Annotated in this window: 21 protein-coding genes and 1 pseudogene; 5 read left to right on the top strand and 17 right to left on the bottom strand. The window is 26.6% G+C overall.

Features of this window, described 5'->3' with window-relative positions:
* Nucleotides 1-8: 8 nt before the first annotated feature.
* Complete coding sequence (locus T352_RS0100425; RefSeq protein WP_026391275.1) at nt 9-428, bottom strand: hypothetical protein; 420 nt, start codon at nt 426-428, stop codon at nt 9-11.
* A 328-nt stretch (nt 429-756) separates the two neighbouring features.
* A pseudogene (locus T352_RS0100420) lies at nt 757-1026 on the bottom strand (DEAD/DEAH box helicase family protein); the annotation flags it as partial.
* Between the two features lie 199 nt (nt 1027-1225).
* Here T352_RS0100420 and T352_RS05930 point away from each other — a divergent pair.
* Entirely contained in the window at nt 1226-1498 is a 273-nt protein-coding gene (locus T352_RS05930; protein WP_162151049.1) for a GNAT family N-acetyltransferase, read from the top strand.
* On the top strand, nt 1495-1662 hold the full coding sequence (locus tag T352_RS06980) for a GNAT family N-acetyltransferase (RefSeq protein WP_084301329.1): 168 nt from the start codon (nt 1495-1497) through the stop codon (nt 1660-1662). The genes T352_RS05930 and T352_RS06980 overlap by 4 nt, the downstream gene beginning before the upstream one ends.
* A 54-nt stretch (nt 1663-1716) precedes the next feature.
* Here the strand turns inward: T352_RS06980 and T352_RS0100410 are convergent, their stop codons facing one another.
* Both T352_RS0100410 and T352_RS0100405 read right to left on the bottom strand, forming a co-directional pair.
* Nucleotides 1717-2169, bottom strand: coding sequence for a pyridoxamine 5'-phosphate oxidase family protein (locus T352_RS0100410; protein ID WP_026391273.1), 453 nt, complete (start codon nt 2167-2169; stop codon nt 1717-1719).
* Between the two features lie 52 nt (nt 2170-2221).
* On the bottom strand, nt 2222-2608 hold the full coding sequence (locus T352_RS0100405) for a zinc ribbon domain-containing protein (RefSeq protein WP_026391272.1): 387 nt from the start codon (nt 2606-2608) through the stop codon (nt 2222-2224).
* 97 nt (nt 2609-2705) lie between these two features.
* Here T352_RS0100405 and T352_RS05925 point away from each other — a divergent pair, with 97 nt between their 5' ends.
* Nucleotides 2706-3362, top strand: coding sequence for a putative ABC transporter permease (locus T352_RS05925; RefSeq protein WP_051615618.1), 657 nt, complete (start codon nt 2706-2708; stop codon nt 3360-3362).
* Between the two features lie 46 nt (nt 3363-3408).
* On the opposite strand, the gene T352_RS0100395 is transcribed toward T352_RS05925, so the two are convergent.
* A complete protein-coding gene (locus T352_RS0100395) occupies nt 3409-4182 on the bottom strand; it encodes an alpha/beta hydrolase (protein WP_026391271.1) in 774 nt (257 codons plus the stop codon).
* A gap of 109 nt (nt 4183-4291) precedes the next feature.
* Between T352_RS0100395 and T352_RS0100390 the strand changes: the two genes are divergently transcribed.
* Nucleotides 4292-4954 (top strand): deoxynucleoside kinase, encoded by a 663-nt coding sequence (locus T352_RS0100390; protein WP_026391270.1) that lies wholly within the window; start codon nt 4292-4294, stop codon nt 4952-4954.
* A 17-nt stretch (nt 4955-4971) separates the two neighbouring features.
* Here T352_RS0100390 and T352_RS0100385 read toward each other — a convergent pair whose 3' ends face one another.
* The 4 genes from T352_RS0100385 to T352_RS0100370 are packed head-to-tail and all read right to left on the bottom strand — an operon-like array spanning nt 4972 to nt 8689.
* Nucleotides 4972-5424, bottom strand: a complete 453-nt coding sequence (locus T352_RS0100385) for a hypothetical protein (RefSeq protein WP_026391269.1) — start codon at nt 5422-5424, stop codon at nt 4972-4974.
* Nucleotides 5425-5434: 10 nt separating this feature from the next.
* Entirely contained in the window at nt 5435-6322 is an 888-nt protein-coding gene (locus tag T352_RS0100380) for a deoxyribonuclease IV (protein WP_026391268.1), read from the bottom strand.
* A complete protein-coding gene (locus tag T352_RS0100375; RefSeq protein ID WP_035344685.1) occupies nt 6306-7547 on the bottom strand; it encodes a DEAD/DEAH box helicase in 1242 nt (413 codons plus the stop codon). The genes T352_RS0100380 and T352_RS0100375 overlap by 17 nt, the downstream gene beginning before the upstream one ends.
* Nucleotides 7548-7585: 38 nt before the next feature.
* Nucleotides 7586-8689, bottom strand: a complete 1104-nt coding sequence (locus T352_RS0100370; RefSeq protein ID WP_026391266.1) for a Y-family DNA polymerase — start codon at nt 8687-8689, stop codon at nt 7586-7588.
* Nucleotides 8690-8756: 67 nt separating this feature from the next.
* On the opposite strand from T352_RS0100370, the gene T352_RS0100365 reads away from it, so the two are divergent.
* Complete coding sequence (locus T352_RS0100365) at nt 8757-8936, top strand: hypothetical protein (protein ID WP_026391265.1); 180 nt, start codon at nt 8757-8759, stop codon at nt 8934-8936.
* 41 nt (nt 8937-8977) lie between these two features.
* On the opposite strand, the gene T352_RS0100360 is transcribed toward T352_RS0100365, so the two are convergent.
* The 8 genes from T352_RS0100360 to T352_RS0100325 form a co-directional block, all read right to left on the bottom strand.
* Nucleotides 8978-10612, bottom strand: a complete 1635-nt coding sequence (locus T352_RS0100360) for a DNA repair protein RecN (protein WP_026391264.1) — start codon at nt 10610-10612, stop codon at nt 8978-8980.
* Nucleotides 10613-10798: an exodeoxyribonuclease VII small subunit gene (gene xseB, locus T352_RS0100355; protein WP_026391263.1), complete on the bottom strand. Its 186-nt coding sequence runs from the start codon at nt 10796-10798 to the stop codon at nt 10613-10615. It abuts the gene before it with no gap.
* Nucleotides 10798-12201 carry an exodeoxyribonuclease VII large subunit gene (gene xseA, locus T352_RS0100350; protein ID WP_026391262.1) on the bottom strand — a complete coding sequence of 468 codons (1404 nt, stop codon included), beginning with the start codon at nt 12199-12201 and terminating at the stop codon, nt 10798-10800. Before xseA ends, xseB begins: the two co-directional genes overlap by 1 nt.
* 4 nt (nt 12202-12205) lie before the next feature.
* Entirely contained in the window at nt 12206-12565 is a 360-nt protein-coding gene (locus T352_RS05920) for a transcription antitermination factor NusB (RefSeq protein ID WP_162151048.1), read from the bottom strand.
* A 91-nt stretch (nt 12566-12656) separates the two neighbouring features.
* On the bottom strand, nt 12657-13730 hold the full coding sequence (locus T352_RS0100340; protein ID WP_026391261.1) for an extracellular solute-binding protein: 1074 nt from the start codon (nt 13728-13730) through the stop codon (nt 12657-12659).
* On the bottom strand, nt 13730-14509 hold the full coding sequence (locus tag T352_RS0100335; RefSeq protein WP_026391260.1) for an ABC transporter permease: 780 nt from the start codon (nt 14507-14509) through the stop codon (nt 13730-13732). Before T352_RS0100335 ends, T352_RS0100340 begins: the two co-directional genes overlap by 1 nt.
* A complete protein-coding gene (locus T352_RS0100330; protein ID WP_051615616.1) occupies nt 14496-15368 on the bottom strand; it encodes an ABC transporter permease in 873 nt (290 codons plus the stop codon). Before T352_RS0100330 ends, T352_RS0100335 begins: the two co-directional genes overlap by 14 nt.
* Entirely contained in the window at nt 15368-16645 is a 1278-nt protein-coding gene (locus T352_RS0100325; protein WP_026391258.1) for an ABC transporter ATP-binding protein, read from the bottom strand. The genes T352_RS0100330 and T352_RS0100325 overlap by 1 nt, the downstream gene beginning before the upstream one ends.
* Nucleotides 16646-16670 lie beyond the last annotated feature (25 nt).

The following is a 16670-nucleotide window of genomic DNA, read 5'->3' as shown; positions in this document are numbered from 1 at the left end:
GTGTATGCCTAAAACATTTTATTTACTTTAAATCTAATAGAATTAATTCTTATATAAATTAATATTATTATCATTGGAGTAAAATAAAAAAGATTCATTCCCTTTATTTTCTGAATCTCATTATCTGCAATTATTAATTCTGAACAAAAATAATTAATTATAAAAAGGAATACTTGATTAATAATTATTAACGTTGATTCGATTTTACTAATTCCTTTAATAACCTCTATGTTACTTCTATTTTTATAGAACCTTATTATAGATAATATTAGAAATATAACAACTAATGTATATATAAACAAAAAATAAATATTAACTCTTCCAGGAAAATTAAAGTGTATTCCAATAAAAGCTAAACCTATATTTAAACCAATATAAGTTGCTAGTGCATATCCTGAGTTAATGTAAAGTTTTCTTTCTTTATTCATAACTAATCACCTTGCTTGATGAATTGTATCATTTGAATTTATTATATCACAAATTGTTAAAATTACTAACAACAATCGGACTGGGATTATAACTATTACAAAAAATATTTATTGACTATAAACTTACAATAAAAGTGCAATTTTCTAATGTGTTATAGTTAATAATGTATTTGATATTTTACGATTTTTAAATGTAGTTATACACTGAGACGAATTTTTACCCCTTCTAGGTCACATGGACTATTGGTCACTAATAGTTTTTATAGTCATTATAAGCTTAAATATTCCCTGTTTGTCTTCGTTTGTTGGTGTTTTTAGCGTTTTAACCATAATAAGAAATGAAATATTCTACCCTGTTCTCAGGAAAAAGTGCCTTTAATTCACCATAAAGTTGTCCGGCAAGGGTTTTATTATGAGCAAGAACTAATGTCTTTTTACCCATCTTTTCAATAATGTTTGCAATCGTAAAAGTCTTACCGGTACCTGTTGCCCCAAGTAAGATTTGTTCATGTTTACCGTTATTAAAATTACTTACTAACTTTTCTATCGCTTCTGGTTGATCACCACTTGGTTTATACGGAGATACTAATTTAAACATTCTTCACCAACTTCCAAGTATTTAAATCAATACTTATTAATTATTATAGTATTTACTGTTTATAATTTTATCATTTTTATACTTTTTTAACAATTGATATGTTATTGTTTAAAAACTAAATTTAAATATAAAATATTAATCTATGAACAATTACTATTTTAATTATTGTATAATACTTATTAAAGAAAGGTGATTAATTTTGAAGACTTATATAAAAAAATTTAATGAACTAACAAATAACGAACTTTATGATATCTTAAAGCTTAGATCTGAAATCTTTGTTGTTAAGCAAAACTGTATCTATCTTGACATGGATGATATTGATAAACATTCATATCATGTTTATTTAAGAGATGATTTTAATCTCTACTCTTATTTAAGATTATTTAATGACTCTAGTGAACCTGATGTATTTAAGATAGGTCGGGTTGTTTCCAAAATTGAAAACAAAGGTTTTGTAAAGAAGTTATGACTAATGCTATAAATTATGCAAAAAATGAATTAAAGGCTAAGAAAATAAAACTAAATTCTCAAGTCTATGCACAAGGTTTTTATTCAAGTTTAGATTTTAAACTTACAAAAGAAGAATATTTATTAGATGATATTCCTCATATTGATATGGAACTATCACTATAACAAACAAAAAATCCCTCGTTAAGTTTTCTTAGCAAGGGATTTTTACTTCTTTTTTTAAATGAAGTACTCTTCGTTTATTGTTCCTTCATTTCTAAATACTCTAACTCTAGTTACCTTTACAGCAAGTATACAACAGTTAACATCTTCTTCATTATTTGCATGATCATACCATGGTTCAAATATTTTTCTTAATTTAAGTCTTAATTCAGCATTTTCTGGTTTCATAACCCAACCTAGATTTTTTGCTACTGCATTTCCTGATATACCTTCAAAGTGTACTGTGAATGATACATTTTCATTTTCTTCAATTTCTAATATTTTATTTGATTTAGCATGCGTTGTAACATAAAAGATTCCATCTTCATAATAAGCTGATACATCTCTTACAGCAGGGTTAACTAATCCGTTTTTTCCGTTTGTCAATCTAATTGTTGCAAGTGAAATTGCATTGTCTTTATTGCCACATACTTCTTCTAGTAATTCTAAAACCTTGTTTGATTCTTGCATTATGTTATCCTGTTTTATTATTTATTAAACTTAAAATTAATTAAGTATTAAATTACTCTTTAATTTTCTTGCCACAATCAAAACAATAATTATTAGTAATATCATTGATTGCTCCACAATGTTTACAAATTCTTTTTGGTGTATCATTGTTATTAACTGAACCAATAATTTCTTTTAAATTACCTTTAGTTTTATCTAACATATAATTAGTTGCCTCCGTATTTGTTTCTATTGTCTCAGAGACTGTTATTTGATGAGTTTTTCCCATAAAACCAAAATTCAAAAAAATAGTTGAAATAAATAATAAAACCATACCTAAAGCAGATGCAGCAAAACTAAGGTTTGTAAATCCACTTACTATTAGAATAATTCCAATTATAGCACCAATAATACCTATTACTCTAATTGTATTTCTAGTTTTATTTGACATTTTTTTCAAAGTAGTCACCCCTTTATATATTATCTAAATAAATTATAACATAATAATATCTACTTAAATAAAAAAAATAAGTGATATAATAAATTTAGGTGATAATATGGAACTTTTCATAAATTATTTTTTGATATTTATTATAGGTAGTATCTTAGGTTTTATTATTGAACTTTTTTATCGTAGATATTTTAGTGTAGGTAGTTGGATTAATCCTGGATTTTTAACAGGACCATGGCAACCTCTTTATGGTTTTGGTATTTTAATTTTATATTTAGTTTCATCACTTGAAATTAGTATTTACTATAAACTCTTATTAATCTTAGTTTTAATGACCTTAATTGAATACATCACAGGATTAATCTTTATTAAGTTTTTTAAAATAAAACTTTGGGATTATAGTAATAAAAAATTTAATATACAAGGAATAATAAGTCTAGAATTTAGCTTTTATTGGTTAATACTTGGAGTCATTTATATTTTTTTAATTAATCCAAGAATAGTTAGTCTAATAAACATCTTAGATTATTCAAATATTTTATTCATCTTTTTTATGGGAGGTTTATTTAGTTTGATTATTTTTGACTTTCTAAATAGTATGAACTTTGCTAGAGAAATTAAAAAATTATATCTTAAAACGAAAGAGTCAATTCATTTTGAACAGTTTAAATTATTTAATAAACTAAAACATAATAATTTATTCATTTTACCAATTAGAGCAAAAGATGCTTTAATTGAAAACGTTAATGATTTTTTAAATTAAATTAAAGAGAAAATAAAAAAATAATGGTTAGCAATGCTAACCATTTTTATGTTCTATCATTAATCCAATTGATAATATCTTTGATTATTATATCTTTATTATAATCATTTAATAATTCATGGTACTCACCTTCATAAAGTTTAATTGTTTTATCTTTAGTTTTAATACTATCATACATATTTTGACTAAATCTATAATCAACAATTTTATCTGATGTTCCGTGTACATATAAGATTGGAGTTTTGAAATTACCAATATTTTCTTTTAAATATTTTATTCCTTTAATAAACATTTCACCAAGTAAACTTAAATACATATATTTTAATTGAAGGGGATCGTTTTTGGTTGCTAAGTAAATATTTGGATTTTTTGCCAAATCATTTTTAAATATCTTTGTATTTATTCTAACCCATCTTAACAAATAAAACCCAGTATATTTAAAAATTTTCATATTGCTTGGAGTATCAGTTGCAGCAGCGACAGATACAATTAAATCACTATCATGGTACATCGCTTCATATAAATTAACGATTCCTCCACCCATACTATGACCAAGTAAAATAATTTTATTTGAAGTTCTTTCTCTCTCTTTTAAAACAATATTTCTAAGAGTTTCAATATGATCTTTAAATGACTTGATTTTACCTCTTTTACCACTACTTCTACCATGGCCTAAGTTATCATATGTAATAACATCAAAACCATGATCGTTTAATTTAAAAGCTAAATATTCATATCTTTTTGAATGTTCGCCTATCCCATGAGTAATAATTACTGTAGCTTTAGGGTTTTCTATAAGGTAATCTTTTTGATAAATCATTTCTATCCCTCCTAACAATTAAATTATATCATAAAATATCATAAAAACCATTTGACTTTAACTAGTATTTTAGTTAAAATCAAATGTATATAAGAATGGGAGTGAGTAAATGTTAGTTGTAGTTGGTGGAATGATAGGTTTAGGGAAAACAACGCTGGCAGAAATATTAGCAGATGAATTTAAGGGGAAGGTTTATTATGAACAAGTTGATGATAATCCAATATTACCACTATACTATACTGCTACTGCTGAAGAGATAAAAGCAAACAGATATCCTTTTTTATTGCAGCTTTTCTTTTTAAATAGTAGATTTGAAACATTAAAACAAGCTGCATTAAACGGTGTTACAAATGCAAGTATAATTGATCGCTCAATATATGAAGATTGGTATTTTGCTAAAATTAATTATGAATTAGGTAGAATGAGTGATTTAGAGTTTTCCATTTATAAAAAATTATTAGATAATATGATGGAAGAAATTGATTCATTACCTAAAAAAGCTCCAGACTTAATGGTCTATTTAGATGGTTCGTTTGATACAGTAATTGACAGAATTAAACGTCGCGGTAGAGAATATGAATTAGAGGAAGATTTAGTTGATTATTATAAACTATTACATAGTGGTTATGGTGATTGGTTAAAAAAATTTTACAATGCAAGTGAGGTCTTAGTAATTAATACTGACCTTTACAATATTGTAGATAATCCTTTAGATAAGCAAAAAGTTATCAACTTAATAAAAGAAAAATTAAATGAAATAAATAAAAAATAAAAGTGACTTTAGTCACTTTATTTGTTATATAGCAATATATTTTCGTTTGTCTTAAGATTTTTTAGTTGTTCTTTAGAAAGTAAGTCTTTCCTTAAGACTATTAATAAATTTAAAGGTTTTAAAATATCATTAGTTATTGTTAAAGTTCCACTTAAATCTATTTTAACAAATGATTCATCGTATTTAATTAGATATTTGTCACCTAGTTTTACTAAAGCAAATTCCGCTAATTTTAACTTTGTTCCAGACTTATAAAACTTATTAAAAGTTTTATAGCTCTTAGTAATACTAATTAATAGATAATACTTCTCCTTTAATTCCTTATAGTAGAAAGAATTTCTGTATGGAATTATTTCAAACGGAAATATTAATACATATCCTAAGAAAAACAACAATAAAAAACCAATTAAAAATGGTAGTGCTAATATATATAATATTACTATTGTTATTTTTTCTTGGATTTTTTTCATTTTTTAACCCCTATGAATTAGCAATCTTATCTTGTAAGTCTTTATCAAACTTACGTTCTTTAATCATTTCAATTTCAAATTTATATGGTGGTTTTTTTAACACATATGGTGTTTCTAGTATTTTTGGAATATTTACTAATCTTTCACTATAAATAATATCTGTCAAAACATCAAAACCAATTTCACCAAAACCTAAATTCTCGTGACGGTCTTTTCTTGCTCCCATCACATTTTTAGAGTCATTAACGTGGACTACACTAATTTTATCTAATCCAACAATTTTGTCAAATTCATCAAAAACTTGGTTAAAATTACCTTTTAAGTCATAGCCTGCATCATGAACATGACATGTGTCAAAACAAACGCTAACACGAGTTTTATCGTCAATAAGACTAATTATTTCAGCAATCTCTTCGAATGTTCTACCAACTTCATTGCCTTTTCCAGCCATAGTTTCAAGAGCAATTTTAACTTTTGATTCTTTTGTGTTATTAATTACTCGATTAACACCTTCAGCAATCCATTTGATTGCTTGCACGCGGTCTAACCCGACTGCACTTCCTGGATGAAGTACGATTTGGCCTGCACCAATTTTATCAGTTCTTTCAACTTCTTTAGTTAAAAAACTAACTGCAAAATCACGTTTTTCTTGATCTGGATTTGCAAGATTAATAATATAAGGAGCATGAACAACAACATTTTCTAATAAAAGATTATGTTCTTTCATTAACTCTTCTGCCTCTTTAATTCTTAAAGCATCAATGCTTTTTCTAATTGTATTTTGTGGTGCACCTGTATATATCATTAAACAGTTCGCATTATAACTAAGTGCTTCTTTGACTGAGCCTAGAAACATTTCTGTTCCACTCATTGAAACATGACTACCTATTTTTACCATATTTTTCATATCTTTCACTCCTTAGCGCTTTTTTAACTTTATCTTTATTTTTCTTTTTATAGTTTGGTTTTACCTTATTAGGTTTTGCAATTTTTTTAATTGCATCAACTTCATTTTTTGTAAGTTTATTAGTTTGTTCTTTTTTAACTTTGACAATTTCTGAACTTGTTATTCTATAATCAACAAAATCAAAGCCCATTTCTCTAAGTCTTGTTATTTTGTTTCTTTCATCATTAGTTGCAAAAGTAATTACAATACCTTCTTTTTCCATTCTACCAGTTCTACCACTACGGTGTTTGAAAAACTCTAGTTTATATGGAAGATCATAGTTAATAATATGACTTGCATCAAAATCTATACCTCTTGCTACTAAATCACTTGCTATAATATATTGATATTTTAGACTGTGAATATCTCTTAAAATGTTTTTTCTTTGGTGTTGTGTTAAGTTTCCTGAAAGTAAGACCACATTATAATTGTCTTTCAACATTTTTTGATAAATCTCAGCCTGATTTTCTTTCTTGCTAACAAAAATAATTGCTAAATAAGGATTTAATACTTTAACAAGTTTTTCTAAATTATCTAATCTATTTTCTGGCTGTATTTTTATTAGTCTATGACTAATATTTAATTCATGAAGTTTACTTGAATCAATTAAATCGTAGTTACCAAAATACTGCTTAATAAATGAATACATTGTTTCACTAATTGATGCTGAAAATAATAAATATTTAGTTTTAGTTAAATTTTTAATAATTTTATCGATTTCCCCTAAAAATAACTCATCAAACATCATATCAGCCTCATCTAAGACTAAATATTTTAAGTTATTTAAGTTAAGTCCAAGTGCTCTCATTTCAATTAGTTTACTTGGAGTTGCTATAACTAAATGTGGGGTATTATTTAAAAGCCATTCTTCTTCTTTTTTCTTATCGGTTTTATAGTTATAAATTCTAACCTTTAAATCATCTTCTAAGAGTGGTTCTAACATTTCTCTAACTTGATTAATAAGCTCATTTGTTGGTACTAAAATAACTGCTTGTAGTTCTTTTTTAGTACTATCTATGTTACTTACTAAAGGTAGTAAATAAGCATGAGTCTTACCAGTTCCAGTTGGTGCTACACCAACTAAATTATTGTTGTTATTGAAATTTTTAATAACCATTTCTTGAATTGGCGTTAGTTTTTTAAATTTTAATTTGTCTAATAATTCTTGTTTTACCATATTATTCCTCTTTCTTGCTATATTATTATATCATGATATTACTTTATTAGTTTTTGATATGTAAAAAGATTAAAATCTTCCCTATAATCCTCTTCTAAAATCATATTAGAAAAACCAACACCAACTAATCTTAGCTCTTCACTATTATAATTATCATAAAAGATTTCTTCCATTAATGTTTCTAATGTATGATAATCTTTTGTAAAATCTTCAATTGATTTAGATCTAGTAATTGTCTGAAAATCACTATATCTAATTTTAATAGTAACAGTTTTACAAATTACTTTTTCCTTAATTAATCTATTATATGATTCATCAAAAAGATTTTTCATTTCAAGCATAATTGCCTCAACGTTACTAACATCATAATTAAATGTCGTCTCACTACTAATTGACTTAGGAATATCATATTTACTAGGATTGACAATATCTGAGCTTAATCCTTTAATATTTTCTAAAAAATGATTATAAGAATCAATTGACATAACACTTAATATAGTTTCCTTATTTTCTTCCTTAATAAAATCACCAATTAAATTAATCCCTTTATTCATTAAGATAGGATAAGTCTTTATTCCTAAACCAAATAAATCTTTAATTGGCAGTGGTAAGATTTTTTTTACAATATCTTTCTTTCTAACAACCGTAATTCCTAATGGTTTTTTTAAATCAGATGCCATTTTAGCTAAAAATAGCGTTGGAGCAATACCAATTGAAACTGGTAGACTATATTCTTTGTTTAGGCGGTTCATTATATCTTTTGCTATTTGCAGTGGATGATACCTTTTTGATAACTCCGTCATATCAACATATGCTTCATCGATTGATCCTTTAAGAACTAAATCTGAATATTCTTTAAGCACATTAAAAAATATATCTGAATACTTTTTATTTTCACTATAATCAGTTGGAACTACTAAAAGCTTAGGATAAATCTTAGTTGCCTCAACAATTGACATTCCTGATTTAATTCCTTTTCTTCTTGCTTTATATGAAGCGGTTGTAATAACACCTCTTGTTGTTAAGTTAGTTCCCCCAACAACAAACACCTTATTTTTTAAATAAGGTTCATTAATGCTTGCAACAGATGCAAAAAAAGCATTTAAATCGATGTGAAATATTACTTTAGCCGCACTTTTCATTTTTTCTCCTTTTAATTATTAAAAATTTATGTTAATATATATAAAGATAATACTTGAGGTGAACAGAATGTCAAAAAACACTAAACCAGTTAAACAAACAAAGAAAGTAAATAACAAAGAAACAAAAACATATAAAAATCCAAGTGAAACTTTATGGGGTAAAATCATTATTTGGTTTTTACTGATTGGGATGGTTGGAACAGTTATTGTTGGTCTTATCATCGCTTTAATAGACGCACTTAAATAAAAGTTTAATACAGATAATATAAAAAGGCTATAAGCCTTTTTTTATTTTTTTAGTAACATCTTCGCCTGAGAAATAGCAAACTCACTTAATGACTCATCAGATAACATTGATGCTATCATTAATATTCTTTCGTCATAATTTAATTTATTAATAATTGTAATCATTCGATTATTTTCTAATCTTTTACTTATCCCAAAATGCGTGTTTGCCTTTGCAGCAACTTGTGGTAAGTGACTTATAACAATTAGTTGCAAGCTTTTACTTAGTTCTAGCATCTTATTCGCTACTTTTGCCGCTGTTTTACCACTTATACCAATATCAATCTCATCTAGAACTAAAAGCTTTAAATTGTGCTGTTTAGCGTGTAAGCTTTTAATTGCAAACATGAATCTTGCTTTCTCGCCCCCACTAGCAACCTTAGACAGTGGTCTTATTGGTTCACCTTCATTAAGCGATATTAAAAAATCAATTTGATCAATTCCATCTTCAAGTAACGTATTAGATTTGTTAAATGCAACTTCAAATTTTGCATTGGGTAAATCTAAGTCTTTTAGTTCATTAATAATTAATTCTATAAACTTAGTTGATAATTTCTTACGATAAATAGAGAGTTTTTCCGCTTCTTTAAATGATTCTTCATATAAGTTATTAACCTTTTTTTCATAGGTACTAATATAGTTATCATAATTATCAACTAGTTCAATTTTCTCTTCTAATTCCTTAGCATAATTAATAAGTTCATTTACTGTTTTTTTGTACTTTTCTTCTAACTTTACTAAACTATAGTGTCTTTCATTCATTTCATTAAATTCTATTTCATTAAAATCTAAATTATATATTTTGTCATCAATAAATGACTGAATATCATTAATTTCATAATATGCATTTAAAAGACTTGTATCCTTATCTTTAAAGTCGCTATCAAATCTAGCTAAGTCTTTTAGTATTTTACTGATATCATAAATATAATCAACACCAACTTTAGTATTAAAGCTATCTTTTATTTCAGCAAGACCGCTTGAGATTTTATCAAAGTTTTTTAACTTACTAATATTTTCTTCTAATTCTTCTTTTTCATCAATTACTAAATTGTAATTTTTTAATTCATTTAGTTGATATTCGTGGAACTCTTTTTGTTCTAACGTATCATTCTTTTTTAATTTTAGTGATTCTAAATGACGCTTAGCTTCTAAGTAGTCACTTCTTTTTAATAAGTAGTTATTTAATAAAGAACTTGATTTTTCTAAATCCATTTGATCAATAAAGGATAAATAATACTTTTCATCAATTAATTGAACCATATCATTTTGTTCAAATATGCTACCGATTTTATCAGTTAAATTTTTTAAATATGCTAAAGTAATAACTTTATCATTGAGCGTTATTTTATGTTTACCTTGAATATCTATTTCTCTTTTAATTTCAATTTGCTTAGGAAGCTCAAAAATCGTCATTAACTCATCCGATAAAATAAAATCCGCAGCAACTAAAGCTTTATCTTTCCCATGTCTAATCATCTGAGAATCAGATCTTTTAGCAAAGATTAAATAAAGTGCTTCAAGGATGATTGATTTACCCGCACCGGTTTCTCCTGTTAAAACTGTTAGTCCTTGATCAAAAGAAACAACAATATCTTCAATCAAAGCAAAGTCTTTAACTTTTAGTGTTGTTATCACTTATTCTTTTACTTCCTTTACAATTACTTCTTCGGCATCTTTTAACATTTGATGACAAACTTTGGTTAATTCTAAACCTTTTTGGTATTTTTTAACTGCATCGTCTAATGGTATATCTTTGTTTTCTAATTCTTTTACTAATTGTTCTAATTCAGCCATTAAAACTTCAAATGATTTATTTTCCATTATTTTTCCTCCTTATCAATTACTTTAGTTGTAACACTTCCATCATGAAACTTAAATTTTATTAAGTCATTAACACTAACTTCTTTAATACTTGTAATAATTTTAAAATCTTTATCAATAGCTAGAGAAAATCCCCGTTTCATAATATTAGTTGGATTTACTTTTTCTAAGATATCGGTAATATAGTTAAATTTTTGAATTTTTAAAACTATATTATTTTGATAGTTATTGTCTAACTTTTTAATATTATCAACTAGTCTCTTATTAACTGTTTCTAATCTATAATTATAAAATAGATCAAGATTTACTTTTAAATTATTTAAATCTTTAATACTTGACTCTAATTTATTCTTAGGAGATAGACTCTTTAGCTTAAGTTCTAATTTTGCTAAATTACTTTTACTTTCATTAAGCTTATAAGTATAATAAGTTTTTATAAATTTTTCATTTTTATCAAGTTTTTCACTTAAAACATTTAATTTTTTAACGGGACTTGATAAATCTAGACGTTCAATTATATTTAAAAGGTTTGCTTGATTTGTATTTAAAATATTTTGATACATATAACTAATTTTTCTGTATATATCAACTAAGTTATTACTTAAAACAAGACTACTTGGTGTTGCAAGTTCTGCAGCTGCAGTTGGTGTTGGTGCCCTTAGGTCACTTACTAAATCTGAGATTGTATCATCAGTCTCATGACCGATTGCAGTGATAACCGGTATCTTTGAATTATAGATTGCACTAATTGTTGCAAGTTCATTAAAACCCCAAAGATCTTCAATTGAACCACCACCGCGTCCAACAATTAAAACATCACAAATATTATCACTATTTGCTTTTTCAATTTGCGTACTAATACTTAAACTTGATTGGGCACCTTGTACTAGTGCGGGATATAAAATAATATCGACTAAACGGTATCTCCTATTAATCGTATTTTTTATATCTTCAATAACTGCACCAGTTGGTGATGTAACTACACCAATTGTTTTTGGATATTTAGGTAACTCTCTTTTAGGCTTATCAAACCAACCAAGATTTTTTAACTTATCTTTTAGTTCTAAATATTTTAAATATAATTCACCGGCACCAGATAATGACATTGAGTTTACTTGAATACTATATGAACCTTGTGGTGCATATAGTGTAATACTTCCTGTAACAATTACTTTGTCACCATCTTTTGGTTTAAACTTTAATTTTTGCGCACTTGATTGAAACATGATTGCCTTAATTTGTGCATTTTCATCTTTAAGTGCAAAATACAAATGACCTGAGCGGTGATTTGTTAAATTTGATATTTCACCCTTTAAAACAAATCCTTTAAATGAATTTTCGTTTTCGAGTAAATATTTAATTTTATACGTTAACTGACTAACTGTTAAAGCCGTATCTAACAAATAATCAACCCCTTATATCTTTTGCGATATTATCTAATAGTCTATTTGTAAATTTGTGTTGCTTTTCGTCATCTAAATCACTATACTTCTTTGTATAGTTTACAGCCTCATCAATTATTATCGCAACCGCTAAATCTTTGTATCTTAATTCGTATGTTGCTAGTCTAATAATTGCACGGTCAATAAATGATAATCGATTAATTGTATAATTTGTTAGGTTACTTACAATAATATCATCTATTTCATCAAGTTTTTCAATAATGTTTTTTAATTCTTCAATTTCGAAGTCTTCTTTTTTCATTAAATCATATTGATATAAAGCTATTATTAATTTTTCTCTATCTAGTTTCTCAAACTTATTCATATGATTACACCTCGTATTTTATTTTAACATAAATCAGTCATTTATAAAAGAATAACCTCTCAATTTAGAGAGGTTAATGTTACTTAAATTATTAAGATACTGATACTCTTTGCCATGCTTGGTCAATTAGTTCTTTTAATTTTTGATCATATCTAAAAATTTGGAACAAACTAACTTTTGTTTCATAAGCATATTTTAATCTTGGTTCGCTAAAATCTCCACCTTCTTTAGTCATTTCTGTATAAACATCATTTCTAACTGATGTATAGCCAATTTCAATTGTATTATCTAATGATGCTTCATAAGTTGACATAAATTCAATGAATTTTTTTGCTAATTCTTTGTTTTGAGCATTTTTAGGAATAACAAAACCATCAGCAAAAACATTAGTATTTTCAGGAATATAGAAACTATAATTTTCGTTTTCACTCATAATATATGCAGCATCACCACTATATGTAATTGCAGCATCATATTTAGTTCCTGATAACATATCTGTTAAGATTTCATCTGATAAAATACTTGTTTTTGGTCCTTTTGCACTTACTAACCATTCTTCAGCTTGTTTTAAATCAGCTTTTAATGTTGCTTCATCTCTATTTGCATCATGTAACATTTTACCATTTGCTAGTAAGCCAACCATTATTGCATCTCTTGATGAGTCATAAATAATTGTTTCTAATGATTGATCAGCAATCACTTTATAGCCATCTTTTTCCATTCTATCTAAAGTTATTTTATTATGGTTATATAAAACTCCAAGTGAACCCCAGAAATAAGGAACTGAATATTTTAAGAAATCAAATCCATCTTCATTTAATTGTTCGAAGAATGCTTCTAGACCTGGAGCAAATTCGAACCCTTCTTCAAAAAATTCTCTACCATTTAATTCTTCAAGTAATCCTTCTTTTGCTAATTCTTCAATTGCATAATCACTAGGAACAACAATATCGTATTTGTTTGCTCTAACTTGACCAAGTGCAACTTCATTTGAATTAAATGTAATAATTTTAACTCTAACATTATGCTCTTTTTCAAAAGCCTTTACTAAACTACTATCAATATATTCATTTGGAATATATAAATTTAATTTTTCTTTATTTCCACAAGCAGTTAACAATAATGTTACTGCAAAAATACCTATAAACATTAATATTTTTTTCATTATTCTTCATTTTCCTTCCCTGATTTAATATAATCAAATGCTACTTTAATTCCAACTCCTATCATAATTATTGCTGATAGTGCATTAACAGTTGGTTCAATTCCTCTTTTTAATGTATAAAGATAAATTGAGATGTTTTTAACCATTCCGCCTGAGGCAAAATAGGAAATAACAAAGTCATCAAAACTCATCGCAAAAGCAATTGCTGCACCAGCAAAAATTGCTACTTTAATTTGCGGTAAAATCACCTTGAATAATGCTTGTCTAGGCGTTGCACCTAAATCATAGGCTGCATTAACTAAGTCTTTATCTAAGCTTTTAACCTTAGGATAAACTGCAAGTATTACATATGGTGTACTAAATGCAATATGCGCTAAAATCATTGTTGTCATACCTTTTTGAATTGCAAACGCACCAAAGAATACGAAAAATGCAATAGCAGTTACAATTTCTGGACTTAATATTGGAATATTACTTAATCCTAGAATTGTCTCTTTAAATAATTTCTTATGTTTAGTTAGGGCAATTGAAACTAATGTCCCAATTATTGTTGCAACTAATGTTGAAATTACAGCAACTGTAATTGTATTTGTAATTGCCTCAATTATATCTCTATCTTGAAATAGTTTAACATACCACTCTAAACTAAATCCTGTCCATTTGGTAAGAGATTTACTCTTGTTAAAAGAAAATATGATCATTGATGCCATTGGGATGTAAGTAAACAATATTATTATTATAAAATAAATGTTTTCAATTAAACGATTAGTCTTCTTCATTTGAAAGCACCTCATCATATTTATCTACTTTTTTAAGTAATACGATAAAACCAATTAATATTACTCCTATTACAATTGATACAGCTGCTCCATAACCATAATTATGACTTTGTAAAACTGCATCTTCAATTAATTTACCAATTAAAATTCTTTTACCATCACCCAAATACTTAGGAACAATAAGGGTTGTCGCTGCTGGTAAAAATACCATCATAGATCCAGATACAACACCTGATAATGAAAGTGGTAAAACAACTCGTCTAAAAGTTTGGAGTGGTGTTGCACCTAAATCTGCTGCACCTTCTAATAAACTTTTATCAATTCTAGATAATATTGTATAAATTGGCAGTACCATAAATGGTAAGAACATATAAACATTACCTAAAATAATTATAAAATCTGTCCCTAATAATTTAGGAGCAAACATTTCTGTTACTTGTTTTAAAGCATTCGCTCTAATTAGCATATTAACCCACATTGTTGATGTTATTAATGCTATTAATAAAGCTTGTTTTCTTCTTGATTGTTTAGTTATAAAATATGCTAAAGGATAACCTACAAGAAGAGTAAAAACTGTTGAAAGAGCAGCTAAATAAAGTGATTCAAACATTGTTTTAACAAACAATTTTTCGTTAAAAAACATTGCAAAGTTTTTTAAAGTAAATTCAATTTGAAAAATACTGCCGCTTGTACTACTAAATGCATAAAGAACCATTATAAAAAATGGAAAAACAATTAAACCAAACAATAAAATATAATATGGAATTCCAAGAAGTGTACTATTGTTAGATAAGATTGTTTTTTTAATTTTTGATTCTTCATCTTTGTTTTTCTTAAACTTATCAATAATTAAAGGCATTACCATTCCTCCATGATATGAATATCTTCTGGATTAAATGTAATATCAACTTTTTCTCCTACCTTACTATAATCAGTTGTATGGATTGTATATGTTCTATCATTTGTTATAACGTCAATTTCATAGTGTACTCCTTTAAAAGCAACACTATCTACTACACCAGTTAATAAACCTTTACCTACTTTAACAATATCAATGTCTTCTGGTCTAATAACGATATCTACTTTTTCATTTCTAGCAAACCCTTTATCAACACATGTATAATCTTGTCCATCAAAGTTTACTAAATAATCATCTTTCATAATTCCTTCAATAATATTTGATTCACCAATAAACTTAGCAACAAATGTGTTGATTGGTTCATTATAAATATCTTCAGGGGTGCCAATTTGTTGAATTTCACCATTATTCATAACAACAATCTTATCACTCATTGTTAAAGCTTCTTCTTGATCATGTGTTACAAAAATAAAAGTAATTCCAGCACTTTTTTGTAATTCTTTTAATTCATATTGCATTTCTTGTCTTAGTTTTAAGTCAAGTGCTGCAAGTGGCTCATCTAATAAAAGTACCTTTGGTTCATTAATTAGCGCTCTTGCAATTGCAACTCTTTGTTGTTGTCCACCAGATAATTTGCTAATATCACGGTGTTCATAACCTTCTAAACCAACCATTTTTAAATATTTTGTTACTTTATTTTTAATTAAATGTTCAAAATCTTTTTTATTAATAAATGTATTTTCTAAATGGCTAATTTTATCATTTTTCTTCTCTGTTGCTTTTTCTACTTTTAAATCATATTTTTCATATAAGGCATCTTCTTTTACTTTATATTCATCATAGTCATAACCTTTAGCCTTTAATTCTAAAATATTTTGATTTAAAGCATTATCTAACTTTGTAATTTCTTTTTTAAAGTTCTTTTCAATACTATTAATTTGTCTTTTTTGTCCAACGTTTCTTCCCTTTACTCTAAGACCAAAAGCAACATTTTCATAAACATCTAAATGTGGGAATAAAGCATATCTTTGGAATACCGTATTAGTAGGTCTCCTATGAGCCGGAATATGTGCAATATCCTTACCATCAAATATAACTTGTCCTGAATTGGCCTCAGTGAACCCACCAATTATTTTAAGTGTAGTTGTTTTTCCACATCCTGAAGGACCGAGAAGAGTAACGAACTCATTTTGTTCAATAACTAAGTCAATTCCACGAAGTACGACTTGTCCATTAAATTCTTTAGTAACATCCTTTAATTCTATTAAGGCTGCCATCTTAATTCCCCCTTTGTTTAATATT

The sequence above is a fragment of the Haploplasma modicum ATCC 29102 genome (genome assembly GCF_000687835.1).
GTDB lineage: Bacteria > Bacillota_I > Bacilli_A > Acholeplasmatales > Acholeplasmataceae > Haploplasma > Haploplasma modicum.
This window is presented reverse-complemented; position numbering and strand designations above follow the sequence as displayed.